The sequence below is a fragment of the Bradyrhizobium sp. 179 genome, from assembly GCF_023073535.1.
Taxonomy (GTDB): domain Bacteria; phylum Pseudomonadota; class Alphaproteobacteria; order Rhizobiales; family Xanthobacteraceae; genus Bradyrhizobium.
This window is the reverse complement of the sequence record NZ_JADPJR010000127.1, coordinates 1-18,395: the sequence shown is the minus strand read 5'-3', so window position 1 is coordinate 18,395 and position 18,395 is coordinate 1. Positions and strand designations below refer to the sequence as shown.

Annotated in this window: 11 protein-coding genes and 4 pseudogenes; 8 read left to right on the top strand and 7 right to left on the bottom strand. The window is 61.7% G+C overall.

Annotated elements, in window-relative coordinates:
* Positions 1-25: 25 nt before the first annotated feature.
* The 4 genes and pseudogenes from IVB12_RS38485 to IVB12_RS28760 all read right to left on the bottom strand — a co-directional run.
* Positions 26-127 (bottom strand): annotated as a pseudogene (locus IVB12_RS38485) (tripartite tricarboxylate transporter substrate binding protein); the annotation flags it as partial.
* A gap of 48 nt (positions 128-175) precedes the next feature.
* Positions 176-970: an enoyl-CoA hydratase/isomerase family protein gene (locus IVB12_RS28770; protein WP_247304149.1), complete on the bottom strand. Its 795-nt coding sequence runs from the start codon at positions 968-970 to the stop codon at positions 176-178.
* A gap of 30 nt (positions 971-1,000) precedes the next feature.
* Positions 1,001-2,200, bottom strand: a complete 1,200-nt coding sequence (locus tag IVB12_RS28765) for an aminotransferase class V-fold PLP-dependent enzyme (RefSeq protein WP_247304147.1) — start codon at positions 2,198-2,200, stop codon at positions 1,001-1,003.
* Between the two features lie 142 nt (positions 2,201-2,342).
* Complete coding sequence (locus IVB12_RS28760; protein ID WP_247304145.1) at positions 2,343-3,545, bottom strand: alanine--glyoxylate aminotransferase family protein; 1,203 nt, start codon at positions 3,543-3,545, stop codon at positions 2,343-2,345.
* A 135-nt stretch (positions 3,546-3,680) separates the two neighbouring features.
* On the opposite strand from IVB12_RS28760, the gene IVB12_RS28755 reads away from it, so the two are divergent.
* The 6 genes and pseudogenes from IVB12_RS28755 to IVB12_RS28730 form a co-directional block, all read left to right on the top strand.
* A complete protein-coding gene (locus tag IVB12_RS28755; RefSeq protein ID WP_247304143.1) occupies positions 3,681-4,418 on the top strand; it encodes a GntR family transcriptional regulator in 738 nt (245 codons plus the stop codon).
* Between the two features lie 106 nt (positions 4,419-4,524).
* Positions 4,525-7,500 carry an FAD-binding and (Fe-S)-binding domain-containing protein gene (locus IVB12_RS28750; RefSeq protein WP_247304142.1) on the top strand — a complete coding sequence of 992 codons (2,976 nt, stop codon included), beginning with the start codon at positions 4,525-4,527 and terminating at the stop codon, positions 7,498-7,500.
* Complete coding sequence (locus IVB12_RS28745; protein WP_247304140.1) at positions 7,493-7,921, top strand: heme-binding protein; 429 nt, start codon at positions 7,493-7,495, stop codon at positions 7,919-7,921. Before IVB12_RS28750 ends, IVB12_RS28745 begins: the two co-directional genes overlap by 8 nt.
* Before the next feature lie 31 nt (positions 7,922-7,952).
* Positions 7,953-8,120 (top strand): type II secretion system protein GspG, encoded by a 168-nt coding sequence (locus IVB12_RS28740; RefSeq protein ID WP_247304137.1) that lies wholly within the window; start codon positions 7,953-7,955, stop codon positions 8,118-8,120.
* A gap of 1,570 nt (positions 8,121-9,690) precedes the next feature.
* A complete protein-coding gene (locus tag IVB12_RS28735; RefSeq protein WP_247304135.1) occupies positions 9,691-9,837 on the top strand; it encodes a hypothetical protein in 147 nt (48 codons plus the stop codon).
* 634 nt (positions 9,838-10,471) lie between these two features.
* Positions 10,472-10,934: pseudogene (locus tag IVB12_RS28730) on the top strand (IS5/IS1182 family transposase); the annotation flags it as partial.
* A 287-nt stretch (positions 10,935-11,221) separates the two neighbouring features.
* Here the strand turns inward: IVB12_RS28730 and IVB12_RS28725 are convergent.
* From IVB12_RS28725 to IVB12_RS28715, 3 genes and pseudogenes are all read right to left on the bottom strand, one after another.
* Positions 11,222-11,824, bottom strand: a complete 603-nt coding sequence (locus IVB12_RS28725) for a hypothetical protein (RefSeq protein WP_247304133.1) — start codon at positions 11,822-11,824, stop codon at positions 11,222-11,224.
* Positions 11,825-13,700: 1,876 nt separating this feature from the next.
* On the bottom strand, positions 13,701-14,738 hold the full coding sequence (locus IVB12_RS28720; RefSeq protein ID WP_247304131.1) for an acyltransferase: 1,038 nt from the start codon (positions 14,736-14,738) through the stop codon (positions 13,701-13,703).
* Between the two features lie 381 nt (positions 14,739-15,119).
* A pseudogene (locus tag IVB12_RS28715) lies at positions 15,120-15,900 on the bottom strand (enoyl-CoA hydratase/isomerase family protein).
* A gap of 129 nt (positions 15,901-16,029) precedes the next feature.
* On the opposite strand from IVB12_RS28715, the pseudogene IVB12_RS28710 reads away from it, so the two are divergent.
* Both IVB12_RS28710 and IVB12_RS28705 read left to right on the top strand, forming a co-directional pair.
* Positions 16,030-16,955, top strand: a pseudogene (locus tag IVB12_RS28710) (heterodisulfide reductase-related iron-sulfur binding cluster); the annotation flags it as partial.
* Positions 16,948-17,376 (top strand): heme-binding protein, encoded by a 429-nt coding sequence (locus tag IVB12_RS28705; protein ID WP_247304129.1) that lies wholly within the window; start codon positions 16,948-16,950, stop codon positions 17,374-17,376. The pseudogene IVB12_RS28710 and the gene IVB12_RS28705, both read left to right, overlap by 8 nt.
* The last annotated feature ends 1,019 nt before the right edge of the window (positions 17,377-18,395 follow it).

Here is an 18,395-nt window from a genome sequence, read left to right as displayed (position 1 = left end):
CAGCGAGCTTTCACAACGAGCGCCCTGCGACTGCGGCCGTCACGGACGCCTTCACCGTCTTACGACCTGCGCTGTTGTCCCACAGCACGAACTGCTCGAGCGCGATCACCGAGACCGGCGTCAGCTCTTCAGCGCATATGACTTTCGACTGACCAAGCCGAAAGCTCATGAGACTTTACCTTCCCTTCCAGTTCGGCGTGCGCTTGTTGAGGAAGGCGTCCATGCCCTCGCGGAAATCCTCGCTCATATAGGCCTTCAGGATCAGGTCCTCGCCCTCTTCGCGCGACAGCGTGCGGCGGATACGGCGCACCGCTTCCTTGGTCGCTTCCAGCGTCAGCGGCGCGTGGCTGGCGACGAGCTTTGCGGTCTCGTCGGCGCGGCGCCGCAACGTCTCGACGTCGGGCACGACCTCGTTGAGCAGGCCGAGCGCGAGGGCTTCCGGCGCCTCGACGAGGCGCGCCTTGAAGATCAAATCCTTGGTGCGGGCGGGACCAACCAGCGCGACGACGCGGCTGATGTTCGACATCGACAGGCAATTGCCGAGCGTGCGCGCGATCGGAAAGCCGATCCGGGTCGTCTCGGTGCCGATGCGGAGATCGCAGCAGGCCGCGATGCCGGCGCCGCCGCCGGTGCAAGCTCCCGCGATCGCAGCGATCACGGGCACGCGGCACTGCTCGAGCGTACCGAGCACGCGGTCGATGCGGGCCTCGTAGTCGAGCGCGTCCTGCGCGGACTTGAAGGCGCGGAACTGCGAGATATCGGTACCGGAGGCAAACGCCTTGTCGCCCGCGCCGGTCACGATCAAGGCCTTGATCGAACGATCGGCGTTGATCTCCTGGCAGATGTCCGCCATGCGGTCATACATGGCGAAGGTCATGGCGTTGCGTGCCTGCGGGCGGTTGAAGGTGATCTGCGCGATGCCGTCCTGGACGGAGTAGAGCAGGTCTTCGCTGGCAGTTGGTGCGTTCATCGCGCTCACTTCTTCTTCAAGTTGGATGGATCAAGCCACCTGGGCCTTTGCCATCGGCATCATTTCGCGTCCCTTCAGGACGTCCATGGCCGCCGGGACGCCGCCGCTCCGGTGCGGGATCTTTGCGAGATCGAGGCCCATCTCGACCCCGGCGAGCGTGCCCATCAGCATCAGATCGTTGAAATGGCCGATATGGCCGATGCGGAACACCTTCCCCTTGATCTTGTTCAGGCCGGTGCCGAGCGACATGTCGAAGTTCTCCAGCACCACCTTGCGGAAGGCGTCGGCGTCGTGTCCTTCCGGCACGCGAACGCCGGTCAGCGCCGGCGAATGCGCGGCAGGGTCGGCGCACTGCGTCTCAAGGCCCCAAACCTTGACCGCGGCCCGTGTCGCCGCGCTGTGTCGCTTGTGGCGGCTCCAGACGTTCTCCAGCCCCTCCTCTTCCAGCATCTTGACCGCCTCGCGCAGGCCGTAGAGCAGGTTGGTTGCGGGCGTATAGGGGAAGGTGCCGAGCTTGTTGAAGCTGATGACCTCCTGCCAGTCCCAGTAGGAGCGCATGCCGGGGTTGGCTTTCGCCACCGCGAGCGCTTTCTCCGAGACGGCGTTGAAGCCGAGCCCCGGCGGCAGCATCAGACCCTTCTGCGAGCCGGCGACGGAGACGTCGATGCCCCAGGCATCGTGCTCGTATTCCATCGAGCCGAGGCCGGAGATAGTGTCGACCATCAGCAGCGCCGGATGCTTTGTGCGGTCCAGAATCTTGCGCACGTCGAGCGGCGGCGTCACGCAGCCGGTCGAGGTCTCGTTGTGCACGACACAGACCGCCTTGATCGCGTGCTGCTTGTCGGCGGCAAGACGCTTCTCGATCTCGGCGAGATCGGCGCCATGACGCCAGTCGCTCGGAATGAAGTCGACGTCGAGCTTGAACTTGTCGGCGATGCCGCGCCACAGCACGGCGAACTGGCCGGTCTCGCACATCAAAACCTTGTCGCCGGGCGCGAACACGTTGACCATCGCCGCTTCCCAGGCGCCGGTGCCGGACGAGGGGAAGATGATCACGGGTTGCTGGGTGCGAAACACCCGCTGCATCGAGGCGAGGACCGCAAAACCGAGCTCGGCGAACTCCGGACCGCGATGGTCCAGGGTCGGCATGTCCATCGCGCGCAGCACCCGGTCGGGCACATTGGTCGGTCCTGGAATCTGTAAGAAATGCCTTCCAGTATGCACGGTCATCGGCGTCCTTCCCGGTCTAGCCTTGGTTTGGTGGCCGCCGAATAGCACCATTTGACCGGCTTGTCCCCTCCTCCAAGAGGGTCCGTCCGTGCATAACGAGCCGACCTGCCCTCGGATACCATCCCCTTTCACCGCGACCACTTTACGTGCCGACGACCTTCAGATGCGGCGATGCATTGCCCTGCGGGCGCTGCTCCAAGAGCTTCATCGCGACGTCGACGCCGCCGGCGCGATGCGGCACGCCCGCAACCGACAAGCCCATCTCGACGCCGGTGAGCGCGCCGAGCAGCGTCAGGGCGTTGCATTCGCCGAGATGGCCGATGCGGAAGACCTTTCCGGCGACCTTCGACAGGCCGGAGCCGAGCGACATGTTGTAATTGTCGAGCACCACTTTCCGGAACTGGTCGGCATCATGTCCCGGCGGCATCAGCACGGCCGTGAGCACCGGCGAGTACTCGGCCGGCTCCTGGCAGAGGATCTCAAGGCCCCAGTGCTTGACGGCAGCGCGCGTCGCAGCAGCCAGCCGCTGGTGGCGAGCGAACACGTTGTCGAGGCCCTCTTCGAGCAGCATCGCGATCGCCTCGCGCAGGCCGTAGAGCAGATTGGTCGCCGGCGTGTAGGGGAAGAAGCCTTTGGCGTTGGGCTTGAGCATCTCCTCCCAGTCGAAATAGGAGCGCGGCATCCTGTTGGTCTTTGACGCAGCACGGGCCTTTTCCGAGATCGCGTTGAAGCCGAGACCGGGCGGCAGCATAAATCCCTTCTGCGAGCAGCTGACGCTGACATCGACCTTCCAATCGTCGTGGCGGTAGTCGACCGAGCCGAGCGAGGAGATGGTGTCGACCATCAAGAGCGCCGGATGCGAGGCGCGATCGATCGCGGCGCGGATCTCGGCGATGCGGCTGGTCGCACCGGTCGATGTCTCGTTATGCACGACCATGACGGCCTTGATCGCGTGCGCGGTGTCATCGGTGAGCCTCGCCTCGATCACGGCCGGATCGGCGCCGCGGCGCCAGTCGCCCGGAACGAAATCGACCTCGATGCCGAAGCGCCCGGCCATCTGCCGCCACAGCGTGGCGAAATGGCCGGTCTCGATCATCAGCACCTTGTCGCCCGGCGACAGCGTGTTGACGATCGCGGCCTCCCAGGCGCCGGTCCCCGACGAGGGGAAGATCACGACGGGAGCTTTGGTCTGGAAAATCTTCTGGCTGCCTTCAAGCACGGCCCGGCCGAGCTCGGCGAATTCAGCGCTGCGGTGGTCGATGACCGGCATATCCATGGCGCGCAGCACGCGTTCGGGCACCGGGCTCGGGCCTGGAATCTGGAGGAAATGGCGTCCCTGATGCATGGAAACCTCCCTGTCGGTGGGGTTCTGGCCGGCTCCTTTCGGCTATTTTGCATTCATTTTTTGTCCTTTCAATCGAATTTTGGTATTCTATTGTGGCCGTCGACGCGACCAAACAGGCAAATTACTGTGCTACAAATGAAATCCACGATTCCCGACACCGGGGTTCCGATTGCCCCGCCCAGCCTAAATGGCGGCGATCGCCAGGAGGCCTCGCTTCATGGCGAGATCCTGTTGCGGCTGCGCGATTACGTGGTCGAGGGCAACATTCCGGAAGGCGGGCGCGTTCCCGAGCGGCAGCTTTGCGAGATGCTCGGAATCTCCCGCACGCCCCTGCGCGAAGCCTTGAAAGTGCTCGCTGCCGAGGGGCTGATCGAACTTTTGCCCAACCGCGGCGCGCGGGTGCGCCAGCTCAGCCAGCGCGACCTCGAGGAGCTGTTCGACGTGATGGCGGGACTGGAGAGCCTCGCCGGGCGCCTCGCCTGCGAAGCCATTACCGACGCGGAGATCACCGCGATCGAGCAGCTGCATTACGAGATGTACGGCCGCTATCTACATCGCGACATGCACGGCTATTTCCAGGCCAACCAGCGCATCCATGAGAGCATCGTCGCGGCCGCGCGCAACGAGACGCTGACGGCGGCTTACGCCAACTTCGCCGGCCGGATCCGGCGCGTTCGCTACTCCGCCAATTTCGCCCGCAAGCGGCAGCGCTGGGCGGAGGCCATGCGCGAGCACGAGGCCATTCTCGATGCGCTGCGCCGGCGGGCTGCGAGCGAGCTCAGCGACATCCTGTTCCAGCACCTGCGCAACAAGCGGGCGGCCGCGATCGAGCACCTGACCGAACCCCGAGAGGACGCGCCGGTCTCGTCCTGAGAGGATGGCCGGGTTGCCCATTCTGAATTCACAATAATCGAACGCGAGACATAGTGAATAACTCAGCAAGGCTGGGCCACCTCGCTGGATCGGTCCGGGATCAGGGATGACAAACGCTTCCTCGCTGGAACGGCGCCTGCGCGCGGAAATGACCGGCGACGTCCTGTTCGACGGTTTCAGCCGCGGCCGCTACGCGACCGATGCCTCGTTCTATCAGATCATGCCCGCCGGCGTGGTCGTGCCCAAGACCATGGACGAGGCCTTGCTGTCGCTCGCCATTGCCCGGGACGAGGGACACAAGGTCACTCCGCGCGGCGGCGGCACCTCGCAATGCGGCCAGACCGTCAATGACGGGCTCGTGGTCGACCTCTCCAAGCATCTGAACCGGATCCTGTCGCTCGACGTCGAGGGGCGCACCTGCGTGGTCGAACCCGGCATCGTGCTGGACGATCTCAACCGCCAGCTTAGAAAGCACGGCCTGTGGTTTCCGGTCGACGTCTCCACGGCCTCGCGCGCCACCATCGGCGGCATGGCCGGCAACAATTCCTGCGGCGGCCGTAGCTTGCGCTATGGCACCATGCGCGACAACACGCTGTCGATGGAGGCGGCCCTTGCCGACGGCACGCTGAACCGTTTCGGCGAGGTCTCGGGCGATCTCTCGGATGTCGAGGCCGGCGACAGCACACGGGCCCTGTTCCGCGACATGCTCGATCTCGGCGCCCGCGAGGCCGAGGAGATCGCCGCACGCTTTCCCAAGGTGCAGCGCCGCGTCGGCGGCTACAATCTCGATGCGCTGGTGCCGCGCAATGCACCCAACAACATGGCGCATCTCCTGGTCGGCTCCGAGGGCACGCTGGCCTTCACCACCAAGGTTGAGCTGAAGCTGTGGCCTGTGATCCGCAACAAGGCGCTCGGCGTCTGCCATTTCGGCAGTTTCTACGAAGCGATGGACGCAGCCCAGCATCTGGTCAGGCTCAAGCCGATCGCAGTCGAACTGGTCGATCGCACTATGATCGCACTCGGCCGTGACATCGCGATGTTCAAGCCGATCATCTCCGCCGCGATCAAGGGCGATCCAGACGCCGTGCTGGTGGTCGAATTCGCCGAGGAAGACCAGGCGGACAATCTGGCGCGCCTCAAGCAGTTGGGCGAGCTGATGGGCGATCTCGGCTTCGGCTGGAACAACGACAAGCGCAAATGGGGCGGAGTGGTCGAGATCACGGAGCCGGCGCTTCAGAGCGGCATCGCCGATTTCCGCGCCGCCGGCCTCAACGTCATGATGTCGATGAAGCAGGAGGGCAAGCCGGTCTCCTTCGTCGAGGACTGCGCGGTGCCGCTGCCACACCTCGCCGACTACACCGCACGGCTGAACGAGGTGTTTGCCAAGCATGGCACCAGCGGCACCATGTATGCGCATGCATCCGAAGGCTGCCTGCATGTGCGGCCCGTGCTGAATCTCAAGTTCGAGAAGGACGTCGAGGCGATGCGCGCCATCGCCGAAGAGGCGTTTGCGCTGGTGCGCGAATACAAGGGCTCGCATTCCGGCGAGCATGGCGACGGCCTGGTGCGCTCCGAATTCCATGAGACCATGTTCGGTGAACGCCTCGTCGCCGACTTCAAGGAAGTGAAGCAGCGCTTCGATCCCGACGGCGTTCTCAATCCCGGCAAAATCGTCGATGCGCCGAGGATGGACGACCGCTCGCTCTTCCGCTACCGGCCCGATTATCGCGTCACCGAGCTGAAGACCAGGCTCGACTGGTCCGCTTATCCCGGCGCAGGCGGCGGCTTCCAGGGCGCGGTCGAGATGTGCAACAACAACGGCGCTTGCCGCAAGCTCGAGGGCGGCGTGATGTGCCCCTCCTATCGCGCGACGCGCAACGAGAAGGATGTCACGCGGGGCCGCGCCAATACCTTGCGGCTGGCGATCTCCGGCCAGCTCGGCCCGGACGCGCTTGCCTCCGACGAGATGATGGAGACGCTGAAACTCTGCGTTTCCTGCAAGGCCTGCCGCCATGAGTGCCCGACCGGCGTCGACATGGCCAAGATGAAGATCGAGGTGCTGGCCGCGCGCGCAGAGTCTCATGGCCTCACGTTGCGCGACCGCCTGGTCGGCTACCTACCGCGCTATGCCGACCTCGCCTCACGCTTCGCGCCGGTGGCGAATTTGCGCAACCGCAGCCCGCTGTTGCGAAGGCTGTTCGAGCGCTTTGCCGGCATCAGCGCACGCCGCGCCCTGCCCGCCTTCCGCAGCGACGTGTTCGTGCCGCCGGCCGACAGCGTGGGGCCGGAGAGCGGCCGCGAGGTTGTTCTCTTCGCTGATACGTTCAACCGCATCTATGAGCGCGAAAACCTCGACGCAGCGCTGCGCGTGCTCGCGGCCGGCGGCTATCGCGTCCATCTGCCGAAGCCTACGAGCGGCAGCCGCCCGCTCTGCTGCGGACGCACTTTTCTCTCAGCCGGGCTCATCGACGAGGCCAAGGCCGAGCTCGATCGTCTGGTGCCTATCTTCGCGCCCTTTGCCGCGCGCGGCGTGCCGATCATAGGTCTCGAGCCGAGCTGCCTCCTGACGCTCCGCGACGAGCTCGCGTCCCTACGCAAGGACAACGACGCCACGGCGGTCGGCGCCCACGCGCTGACCTTCGAGGAATTTCTGGTGCGCGAGGCCGAGGCCGGCCGGCTGCAATTGCCGCTCGGTAACCTCGCCGATAAGGCAGTCGTGCACGGCCATTGCCATCAAAAATCCTTCGGCGCCTTCAAGCCGGTCGAGCAGGTGCTGCGCCTCGTCCCGCGCCTTGAGGTCGAGACCATCGAATCGAGCTGCTGTGGCATGGCCGGGGCCTTCGGCTATGGCGCCGACACCTACGATGCCTCGATCGAGATGGCCGAGCTGTCGCTGCTGCCGGCCGTGCGGCGCGCAGACCAGACGACGCTGGTCGTCGCCGACGGCACCTCCTGCCGCCACCAGATCCACGACGGCACCCAGCGCGAGGCCCTTCACGTCGCGCGCGTGCTGGCGATGAGTCTCGATCGCGCCGAGACCAATTCCACTTCTCCAGCTGCAAAGGAAATCAGCCATGGCTGACCTCACCCTCGACACCGCTCGCAAGATCCTCGACGCTGCCTTCGCGAAGGCCGGCGAGCTCAAGCTGAAGCCGCTGGTCGCCACCATCCTGGACGCGCGCGGCGTGCTCAAGCTCGCTGCCGCGCAGGACGGCACCAGCCTGATGCGCGCCGAGATCGCGCACGGCAAGGCCTATGGCGCGCTGGCGATGGGGGTGGGATCGCGCGCCTTGTTCCAGCGCGCGCAGGAGCAGGCCTTTTTCATCGATGCGGTGAACACCATCGCCAAGGGCGCGCTCGTGCCGGTCCCCGGCGGCGTGCTGATCATGGACGGCACGACGCTACTTGGCGCAGTCGGCGTCTCCGGCGACACGTCGGACAACGACGAGGCCTGCGCCGTCGCAGGCATCCAGGCCGCAGGCCTAACGGGCAACGCAGGATAGCTCCATCCAGGCTCCGCAGGATACTGAGGATGTGCCTTTGACGGACTGTCGGAAGCGCGCTCGCTTGATATGGGGGAAACCGTATACGTATGCGTTCCCGGGGGCGCACGGGCTAGCCTATGATCTTGCATCGCTTGGTGCCGACCGCCGCGAAGAAGGTACTGAGCAGGCAGCCGACATCGTCAATTGGCAGAAGTAGTGGGGCCACCGCGCATTCGTTCAAGACAACACTATCGAGCAAAACGTGTCGAAGACTACTATAGAACCAAGGTACAGCTAAAATGCGGCAATTTGCCTGTCACGCCCAAGGCCAGGCAACAGGCTTTGAGTTCAAGGCTCGCTGCGTTCCTGCCTGTCACGGTCTACCTGAAGCTTAGCAGGTGGTGTCGTGGCGCAAATCAGATTGCGCAGACCCTGAGTCAAGCTAACTGCTTCGTGCTGATCCTGGGTGAGCCAGGAACTGTCCATCAGGCCGCGTCCTGCTGCTTTTGCGAGTGTCGGTAGAGCGCGACGGCGTCCCAGAACACGTCCTCTTCATAGCAGCCGACTACATTGTTATGGAGATTCAACGTAGCAACGTGGTCCCCGGCGCCATCACCACGGGGGTTCGTCACGACCAGGATAACGCCACCGCCCTCGGTCCTCACGGACAGCCGAAAGCTCTCCTTCTCTAGTACTTTGCCACTTCGTGCAGCTTTACCTTCATCGCCGAGCTCCTCACGCCTCGCCAAGGTCAGTCGCGAAACAGCAAGGCTCAACGGAAATCGGATTCACACTGCCGTGAAGCTCGTTCGCATCAATACTTCGCGTTGTAGCACTGCTCCTCAGGATCCAGGACCGAGACCATGCGCAGAACTTCGTGTCCTCGGCATAGACGCGCCAGCTGCTTGCGAAGATCGCGTATGTCGTCAGGCGTCAGCTCGTAGCTATCGCTGCGGCTGCCGCCGGCGTCCGAACTCAGCCAAAAGGAGACTGGCAAATGAAATTTGGCGAAGTGGAACGTTTGGCCACCTACGCCGCAGCTGGGCAACCGCCAGGCCATGATCGCGCTCGACCAACCTGAACGGGACCGCCGACACGACGTCGTGCGGGCGCATGTGGAACGCCTAGAGCGGCTGGTGAACGAGGTGCGGAAGGTGCTGCGCCGGCCGGGAAGCGACAAAAGAAGGTGGCGTTCCTGCGCGAGGTGCTCGCGGTCCAGGGGTACCGCGTTTAGAGCGACGGCTCCGATACGCTCCGGGCCCGAAAGTCATCTCGTCGGACCGGCTTTCGGGGACGTACCCCGGGTGACCCATGATCGCAGAGAGCAGTCAGCCCCGGTCGACGAAGTCGCTCCTCTCAAACCCGCTAAATCACACAAAATCGATAACCGCAGCGCCAACAGGTCGCCCCCGATTCGGAGTGCCCGGCGTTCGCCGGCCGAGTTTTGCGATAACTTCCGACCAGACAAAGGCCAACGATCACGGCGATGAGCCGTCAGATTGCAGGCAGTTCGCGCAATGTCGACAAAGCCAACAAATTCTCACCGTTGACCGAGCTCGGATTCAGTGATCCCAAAAACACGCTGGGGCTCACGGAGAGCAAAGTATGCGCAACGAACAGGAAGTCCTCAACGCAAGTCCATTCACTTCCATTCCCGATGACCCGTTTCCGTCCACTCTACCGCACGATCGCGCCATCGACCGTGCTCAGGATCCGCTGCCGCTGGAAGCGCCCCTGCCCTGGAGCCCAGCGTACCTCACGAACCTCCCCCTGAGATCAAGAAGGCGATGCTCGCCGCAGCCTACGCCCAGCTCATGATCGATCGACTGGCCGCGCTTCAGAACGAAGAGGTCAGCAAGTACACCGGCATCTCTCGAGTTGAGCTGGGTCTGCGCGTCTGGAATGCGCCGATAGTCGCGTCGCGAGAGAGCTAGCAGTGAGCTGAAACTGTCCGTATATCGTGTCGTGATCCTTAACCACGCAAATTCGATCAGTGATGCGTTCTACCCCGTTGCTATGCTTGCTCCTGACCGCCTGCTCTTCGATCTGGGTCGATACCCCAGCTCCATTGCCAGAGGCCCGGCCAGTGCAAGCACCAAGCCAAGAGGAAATACAGAAAGGCGTTCAGATCGCCGCCCAAACAGCAAAGCTGATCATGCCGGTTGAGATCTCCGCGCTACGAAGTACGGACCACGGCCCAGGAAGCTACTTTGTCTGCCTGCGAGAGGCGACCCCGTTGCCCGACAGACCCCGCCGCATATATTCTGTGTTTTTCGACGATGTGTACAAGGACTTAAGGCAGTCCGTCATTTTAGAAAACTGCGAGCAACAGCAGTATTCGGCAGTCAATTGAGGATGACGGACGCGCGGCCGCCTTGGCGGGAGTTCATTTTCGTGGAGGATGAACGGTAGCGAGTCGTCCGTGAAGAACCTCCAAGCGGTTGATCAAGAATCAGTTTTCGGGGCGAGAAGGTCTTTGGGATTGCAAACTTTCGGGCTTTGACCGCCCAAAAGCTTGCAGTTTCATTTTTGAGGATTCCGTCGAATCACGAGTCGTGATTCCGTCGTGTTGCAACGACGCTGGCGCACGCCAAAGGCGGTCAATTCGTGACCCACGTGAAGGCGCTGCCCGGCAACCCTATGACGGGCATACGCTCGCAGCCGTCATCCCGGACATGGAAGCCCTCATCGGCAATACCCTCGAGCGCATCCTCGCCGACAAGGGCTATCGCGGCCACAATGCCCCACCCGATTACAAGTTGAGGGTGTTCACGTCAGGGCAGAAGCGGCGGGTGACGCCACAGATCACGCGCGAGCTGCGAAGGCGGTCCGCCGTCGAACCGGTATCGGCCATCTCAAATCCGAGCGTCGAATGGGCCGCAATTATCTCTGGCATCGCGAGGGCGACGCCAGCAACGCCGTCCTCGCCGCCGTCGGCTACAACTTCCGCCGCCTGATCTGCTGGCTCAGGCTCTCGTTGTGGCAAATCCTGGCCATCCTCTTCGCCCGACCCCGGATCAATCCAGCCTGAATTCAGGGTTCTTCACGGACGACTAGCGATGGCATGCTTCGTTTGGCTTCGCGGATTGCGCGGCCCCTCCGCCGAGATCTGGCGAGACCACGATAAAATCTACCGCAAACGCTCTGAGGATCGGCTCCTCGCGGTCCGTGAGCTGACAGAAGCCGAAGCACAGGAGCCATTGAAAGCTCCTGAAGCGGAAGTACTCCATTCCATCGGAGATCGAGAATTAGGCGCTTGCTCTGCAAACCACACAGGCGCGCCGCACGCATACCGCGACACTATTAGGCCCCGGGAACCTAGCTGGCTGCCAATGCCAGAGCTCCGGGTGCCGTCTCCTCACGTCCGTGGCGCCGTTTTAGGAACCGCTTCTCGACGAGATGATAAGACAAGACGGCCGTAATCGTAGTCAAAGCAGCGGCAATCAGCATGCCGGCCCAAAAATTTTCCGTGACACGATTGATCACCAGCTGCTGGATCGGAAAAGCGTAGATATAAACCCCATAGGAAATATCGAACCGGCTGCGAACTAAGTTGTCCGCGAAGGACACGCCTATGACGACCGTGAGAACGGCCAGGCTTGCTGTGCCCAGTACTTGGCATTCTGGTCGGCCGCGCATGAGGAAGAGCATCAGTAGCGCAGCCACAATCATATAAGCCCGATAAGGCAACCAGGAAGCCTTGGTCGTGGACAGGAGAGCGCCGCTCGCAAATGACACGCCGAAGAGAGCGAAGAAAGTGGCAGGGATTCCATAGAAGGCATAATCGAAATGCGTGCACTGCATTGCTATCACGGCGCCCCCGGAGAGCCACAGCAGCCAAGCTGCGGTTTTCCATGATGGCCACATCGAGAGCAGCGATCCGATCACGACGTACCAGGCAAACTCGATGGTAGTGTCCATAAACTACCGTTGATCGCATCCTTGAAAATGAAATCCGAAAAGACGTCGGGATCGGTCTGCCGCCGAGGGTCGCAAACAGGAGGAATGTGCGAACCTGTTCGCAGAGCGAGTGGGCGGTTTTGGGCCCCAGCGTGAAGCCACCTCACGCCAAGCCGTCTTCAAGGCTGCCTAATGGCGTGAAAGCATCGGAGCGAGATCGTCTCTGGTGATAGTGCGGGTGACGCTGTCCGGAGTCCGCCGGCGTGAACCGGCGGGCCTTGTGAGTGCGAGCCGAAGATGGCTTTATCGGCTAGCTCTCGCGCGCGCAGCATTCAGTTCTGCTTTTACGCCTGAGGTTGCTGCATCAGTCGGCTGTCGACTTGAGGGCGTTGAGGTCTCGCGCCCATAGCCCCTGATCGAACTGTCGAACCCGAAGTGACCCGATCAGAACTCACGCAAGCAGAGACAATTAGGACGGGAAGGCCGACCAATACCGCCTGCATAATCGCCTGGATGCCCATGCTGGCCTAACCGAGATGCCTCCGAATCGATCCTCCAGATCCGCGCCATGAAACCATTTTCCCTGGGCGCGAAGTCGGCCTGAAACAAACGAGGCCTAGCCTTCTCTCTTCCAGAGCATGTCCCAGAAGGGGAGCTACCTCTATGATCAGTCCAACGTGGGCTCGCAAAGCACGCAAGCTCGTCATAGTAAATTTGCTGATCGGCGCGGCCGCTCTGTTAGGATTGGCCGCTCACGAGCCAGTATCAAGTGCTGCCCTCGGTAGTGAATGGCAATGCAGCAGAGCGGCATTTGTTCTAACAACGTGTCATCACGTAACTGACGAAGTTGCGACGCAAAAAACGGCCGCTCTCGATTAGTCGGCACGCCATCTGCCCCAACGTTGGTTGCCCAAGCCAAAATCCGAAACCAAGATCAGGCTTGCGAACTGCGCTTCACCGGCGTGCGCGACTTGATCGCAGTACGGAGAGTACCCGCCCGTTCATGGGAACGAACCGAGAACAAACGGCGGCAGGCGCCGACTGCGGCCGGGCCGCGACGTTCCGCACGATCGGCGGGGCACGCCCATTTGCTAGCACAGAGGCCCGCCAACGTGGGCCGGCGCGCCTGTGTCTTCTCGCCAACTGATTTGCGTTAAAATCTACTCCCCGCCTTTCTCAGGCCCTTTAACGTCGTGGGCCGAGATAAGCAGAGCCGTTCGGCACATCATCGAATGTCAGGACGCTGAGCGCCAGCCATCCGAAGAAGATCCCGGTGACGATAAGCAGAGCCTTAAGCGAAGATCTCATGGTGCGCCGAGGGATCGAATTTGGAGGTTGTGCGATCATCCCACCACAGTTTGAATTTGGTCTACCCTCGGGGGTAGCGGTCCGCAGATTGAATCGATTTTTAGATTCGCCCAACATACCGTTGGCAGGGCGTTAGCTTGAGCATATTCACGGTCATTGCGGGAGCCGCATCGTATGTAGCTGTCACGACTCTCTTGGGGTATGTGCTGGCGGCGATGGATGTGGAACTCTAGCCACGGCGCCTTACCTCCTCTTCACCATGGCAGATACAGCGCCACGGACAAGTACGATGATACTAAGAGCCCACGCGAATGGGCTGATCATTGTCCGCCCAATAGGCCGCGCCGAACCACTCGCTTCTGAGATTGAAAACAGCTCCAGGTCTAGGCGAGAATTTGGCCTGGAGCCGAGCTCCTAATTCGCAAACCTCTGAGGCGGTGCCTGCCGAACACATTAAGAACGCGATCCTCAAGTTCTGCACCGCCTTTCATCCCGGCTATCCATCAGTTTCATCTCGAGCCGAGATGACGGCTCGCGCTCAGTTGTCGCCACGATGCGACAGATTGATCATGAGTTCTGTGGACGCCGTCTATTCTGCCGGAACTCTTGAGATCCGCGATGTGTGGTTTCGCACAAAGGCGCGGGCCGGTTGCTCGAGAACATGGTAGCTGATCACAGCCAGCCCTAACGTAGATAAGACGCCGGCCATGAGCACAGCCATATGATCGAAGCCGCGGTGTAGCATCGGCCACATCAGCATCGGGATTGTGACGAAGCCATATATGTATATGCCGTAACTGACATCGCCTAGGTAGACGAGAGGCTTCCATTCCAGCCAAACAGGGCGCTTCTCAGCCGAATAATGAATGATCGCCAAAATAAACGGAACAGCCGTCGCGTTGAGTATGGTTAGATTGTTGGTCGTCAGTCCGGCGAAGCACGATGCCACGAATGCAAATCCAGATAAGCAGAGTAGAGAAAGTCGCGGCTCAATCAGTTTCCGCTTCCAAATCACCGCCAACGCGATCCCGACTAGGAACTCAGCAAGCCTAAACGGAGGGAATGCATAGTAGAGCCACATACCCCCTGGCTGCGGGGCGACACGTTGCACGAGGCCGGGCAGGAAGCTCGCAAGCCACAGGCCAACTAGCCACAGGACGGCGATCTTCGCGTCACGCAATCTGTGTTGGATGGCGAGACATACAAACGGAAACAGGAGATAGAAAAACAGCTCTACAGAAATCGACCATGAGCCGCGGTTCAGACCCAGCTCGTACATGCTTGGGAACCAAGCCTGCATCAGCGTGACATTCGCAACAACATTGAGAGCCTGAGCGTCCGAGGGAGCCCCGGTGTTGTAGGCGGAATACGAGAGAATGAACGCGAGTGCAAAGGCGGGATACAACCGGGCTACGCGCGCTAATACAAAACTGCCATATGCGATTGGACGATCCCAATGGCTGATCGCAAGCACAAACCCCGACAAGATGAAGAAAAACGTCATACCGGTGAAACCATTGTCCACGAGATTTGACAGTCCGGGAGGTAGTTCCTGAACAAATCGAACGTGGAAGAGGAAAACATAAAGCGCGCAAAAGAAGCGCAAAGAGGTAAGGGAATGGATCATTCCACACTCTAGCTGCGCCCCCAGCGCGGCCGCCTGCTGCATATACCGTTGGTTGCCCGCGATCAAGGCTCTCAGTTGTTCGCCACGGTCGCCAGAAGTTGCTCTGCGACGAGCTACTAGATCAATTGGCCCCAAATCATTAAGTGCACCTCAGTATATCCGCGTGCCGGCGAGCGTTTCCTGGTTACGATCACCGATAAGGCTTTGTACAACGTCATCAAGCGTGTCCTGCTGGCATTCGGCAGCTATACTTTGCCGCCTGCTACCCTCGCGGAAGCGGCTAAGCAGCTCGAACTCACCTCTGAGGTCTAATCACTGGGCGAGCCACGCAATCCCCCTTCGTCCTATCTTCCATAGCTTGATCGAGCTCGGGTCGGAAAGCTACTTCCCCGTCCAGACCGGCTTGCGCTTTTCGGTGAAGGCCTTCAGGCCTTCCTTGGCGTCCTCGGTCATCGCAAGCAGCGCAATCTGGCTTTCGGTGTAGGCGATGCTCTCGTCGAATGACATCGAGGCGATCGCGCGCATGGCGTATTTGCGGCGGCGGATCGCGGTCGGCGATTTGTCGACGATACGCGCGATCAGCCAGTCGACCTTTGCATCTAACTCCGCGGCGGGCACCACGTAGTTCAGGAGGCCCGCGGCCTGCGCCGCCTTGACATCGAACGGCTCACCCGTGAGCGCCCATTCGTTGACAAGCCGCGGCGGCGCGATCCTCTGCAGCAGGCTCAGGACCTGCATCGGGAACACGCCGACCTTCACCTCCGGCAGGCCGAAGATGACGTGATCGGCTGCAACCGCCATGTCGGTCATGCACAATAGGCCCATGCCGCCGGCCATGCAGACGCCGCCAACCCGCGCAATCGCAGGCTTAGTGGCGTTCTGTGACAAACGTAGCAGATCGGCATAGTCGACATTTGGTTTGGAATGATCCATCGCGAAAGCCGCGCCGGAATTCTACAGGTCGGCGCCCGCGCAGAACGCCTTGTCGCCCGCGCCCGTCAGCACGATGACGCGGACGTCCTTGTCGTCATGCGCGTCGCGATAGCCTTCTGATGCCGGCGATGACATCGCCGTTCAGGGCGTTGCGTTTCTCCGGCCGGTTGATGGTGATCCAGAACGCCTGCCCGCGCTTCTCGGTAATGACCGCAGTGGTGTCGCTCATGGCACGCTCGCTTCCTTGGCTCCGTTTTGCTGTCATTTGCGGCAGCTCGGGCGCCAGGTGCAAGCGCAATCTGCGGCGAGGCGCCGCTTTAGCGCCTCGACACAAATTTATAGAGCAATCGAAGCGCTGCTGGCGAATTTGCGCAACAGCAACCTGCTCTTGCGAAAGCTGTTCGAGCGCTTTGCCGGCATCAGCGCGCGCCGTGCCCTGCCCGCCTTCCGCAACGATGTGTTCGTGCCGCCGGCTGACAACGTGGGACCGGAGAGCGGCCGCGAAGCGGTTCTGTTCGCCGATACGTTCAACCGCATCTATGAGCGCGAAAATCTCGAAGCTGCGCTGCGCGTGCTTGCGGCCGGAGGCTATCGCGTGCATCTGCCGAAGCCGTCGAGCGGCAGCCGCCCGCTGTGCTGCGGCCGCACGTTCCTGTCAGCCGGCCTCGTCGAGGAGGCCAAGGCCGAGCTCGATCGTCTCGTGGCCACCTTCGCGCCCTTCGCCGCGCGCGGCGTGCCGATCATAGGTCTAGAGCCGAGCTGCCTCTTGACGCTCCGTGATGAGCTCGCCTCGTTACGCAAGGACAACGACGCCAACGCGGTCGGTGCCCACGCGCTGACTTTCGAGGAATTTCTGGTGCGCGAGGCCGAGGCCGGACGGCTGCAACTGCCGCTCGGTAACCTGGCCGACAAAGCCATTGTGCACGGCCATTGCCACCAAAATCCTTCGGCGCCTTCAAGCCGGTTGAGCAGGTGCTGCGCCTCGTCCCCGGCCTTGAGGTCGAGACCATCGAATCGAGCTGCTGCGGCATGGCCGGCGCGTTCGGCTATGGTGCCGACACTTACGATGCCTCGATCCAGATGGCCGAACTGTCACTGCTGCCGGCCGTGCGGCGGGCGAACCAGGCTACGCTGGTCGTCGCCGACGGCACCTCCTGCCGGCACCAGATCCACGACGGTGCCGGGCGCGAGGCCCTTCACGTCGCGCGGGTGCTCGCCATGAGCCTCGATCGCGACGGACCCAATTCCAGTTCTCCAGCTACAAAGGAAACCAGCCATGGCTGACCTCACCCTCGACACCGCCCGCAAAATTCTCGACGCCGCCTTCGCGAAGGCCGGCGAGCTCAAGCTGAAGCCGCTGGTCGTCACCATCCTGGACGCGCGCGGCGTGCTCAAGTTCGCCGCCGCGCAGGACGGTACCAGCCTGATGCGCGGCGAGATCGCGCACGGCAAGGCCTATGGTGCGCTCGCGATGGGGATGGGTTCGCGCGCCTTATTCCAACGCGCGCAGGAGCAGGCCTTTTTTATCGACGCGGTGAACACGATCGCCAAGGGCGCATTGGTGCCGGTCCCCGGCGGCGTGCTGATTATGGATGGCACGACGCTTTTCGGCGCCGTCGGTGTCTCCGGCGACACCTCCGACAATGACGAGGCCTGCGCGGTCGCGGGCATCCAGGCGGCGGGGTTGAAGGCGAATGCAGGCTAGGACTCACCGGCCGAATGACAAAAGAAGACAGCTAATCCGGATGCTGGTCGCTGATCCCTACCGATGCGATCCGAGAGACCGGCTCTGACGTTCTCGACGAGACGGTGGGGCTTGAGCATGGCTGTTCGCCGTCGCGCCTACAAGGCAGCTTCGACTGATCATGCTCAATGCCTGCCGCGACGACCTTTCGCCAAGACCATGAAACGGGCTATCGCCTCGCGCGATCGGACTGGAACGCGTTCTCGCAGCTGGCTCTATCAACTTTCAACAAGTCCGCTGGCACGAAGTTCGACGCTAAAGTTTAAGCTCGCGACCGTCGATGCGTTGGACGCGAAGGCCTGATCAGGCCGCGCTTGCCCGCTTGCCTCGTGGTCATGGTTTCAGGGCAGACGCAGATGCCAAGGTGAAGATCGCATGTCGCTGGACGTTGGAAAAAAATGGGCGGAGCGAGCGGATTTAAACCTCCGCCCCTGCGTCCCGAACGCAGTGGATATCTTCTAAGTTATTGATCTTTCTTGGTGTGGGGGCTGGATCGGTCGCATTCTGTTCACGGTCATTTCACCCAATTCATTGCGATTTCGTTGCGGCGTCCCGGACGAGAACGGGGCTTGCGGGAGATCTGAGATAGTGGATGCGGGCTAGGTCCTGGCCGCCGGCAACGCGGCCCCTTTCCAAATCCTAGCTTCCAAATGAACAGCCGAGTGGAGCGCTAATCCAGGAACTCCGCACCAACGTCTGCCTTGAGCGAACGCCAGAATGGCGGATCAAAATCCGTTTGATTATTCAAGGATTCCAATGAGCGTTTGGAAAAAACGGTCGAATTCGCCTCTAGAGAGATCAAAAGCTTAGAGCGTTAGCCCATCGGACTGAATCGCTGGGGATTCACAAATCAGCGTTTTGATGATTCAAGCTTGCCGCCGGGATTGGAGGCCGGCGGGCATGGCGAAACCGCTGTCGATGGATCTTCGCGAACGTGTGCTTGCCTGTATTGGAGGCGGCGTTTCAGGCCGGCAGGCTGC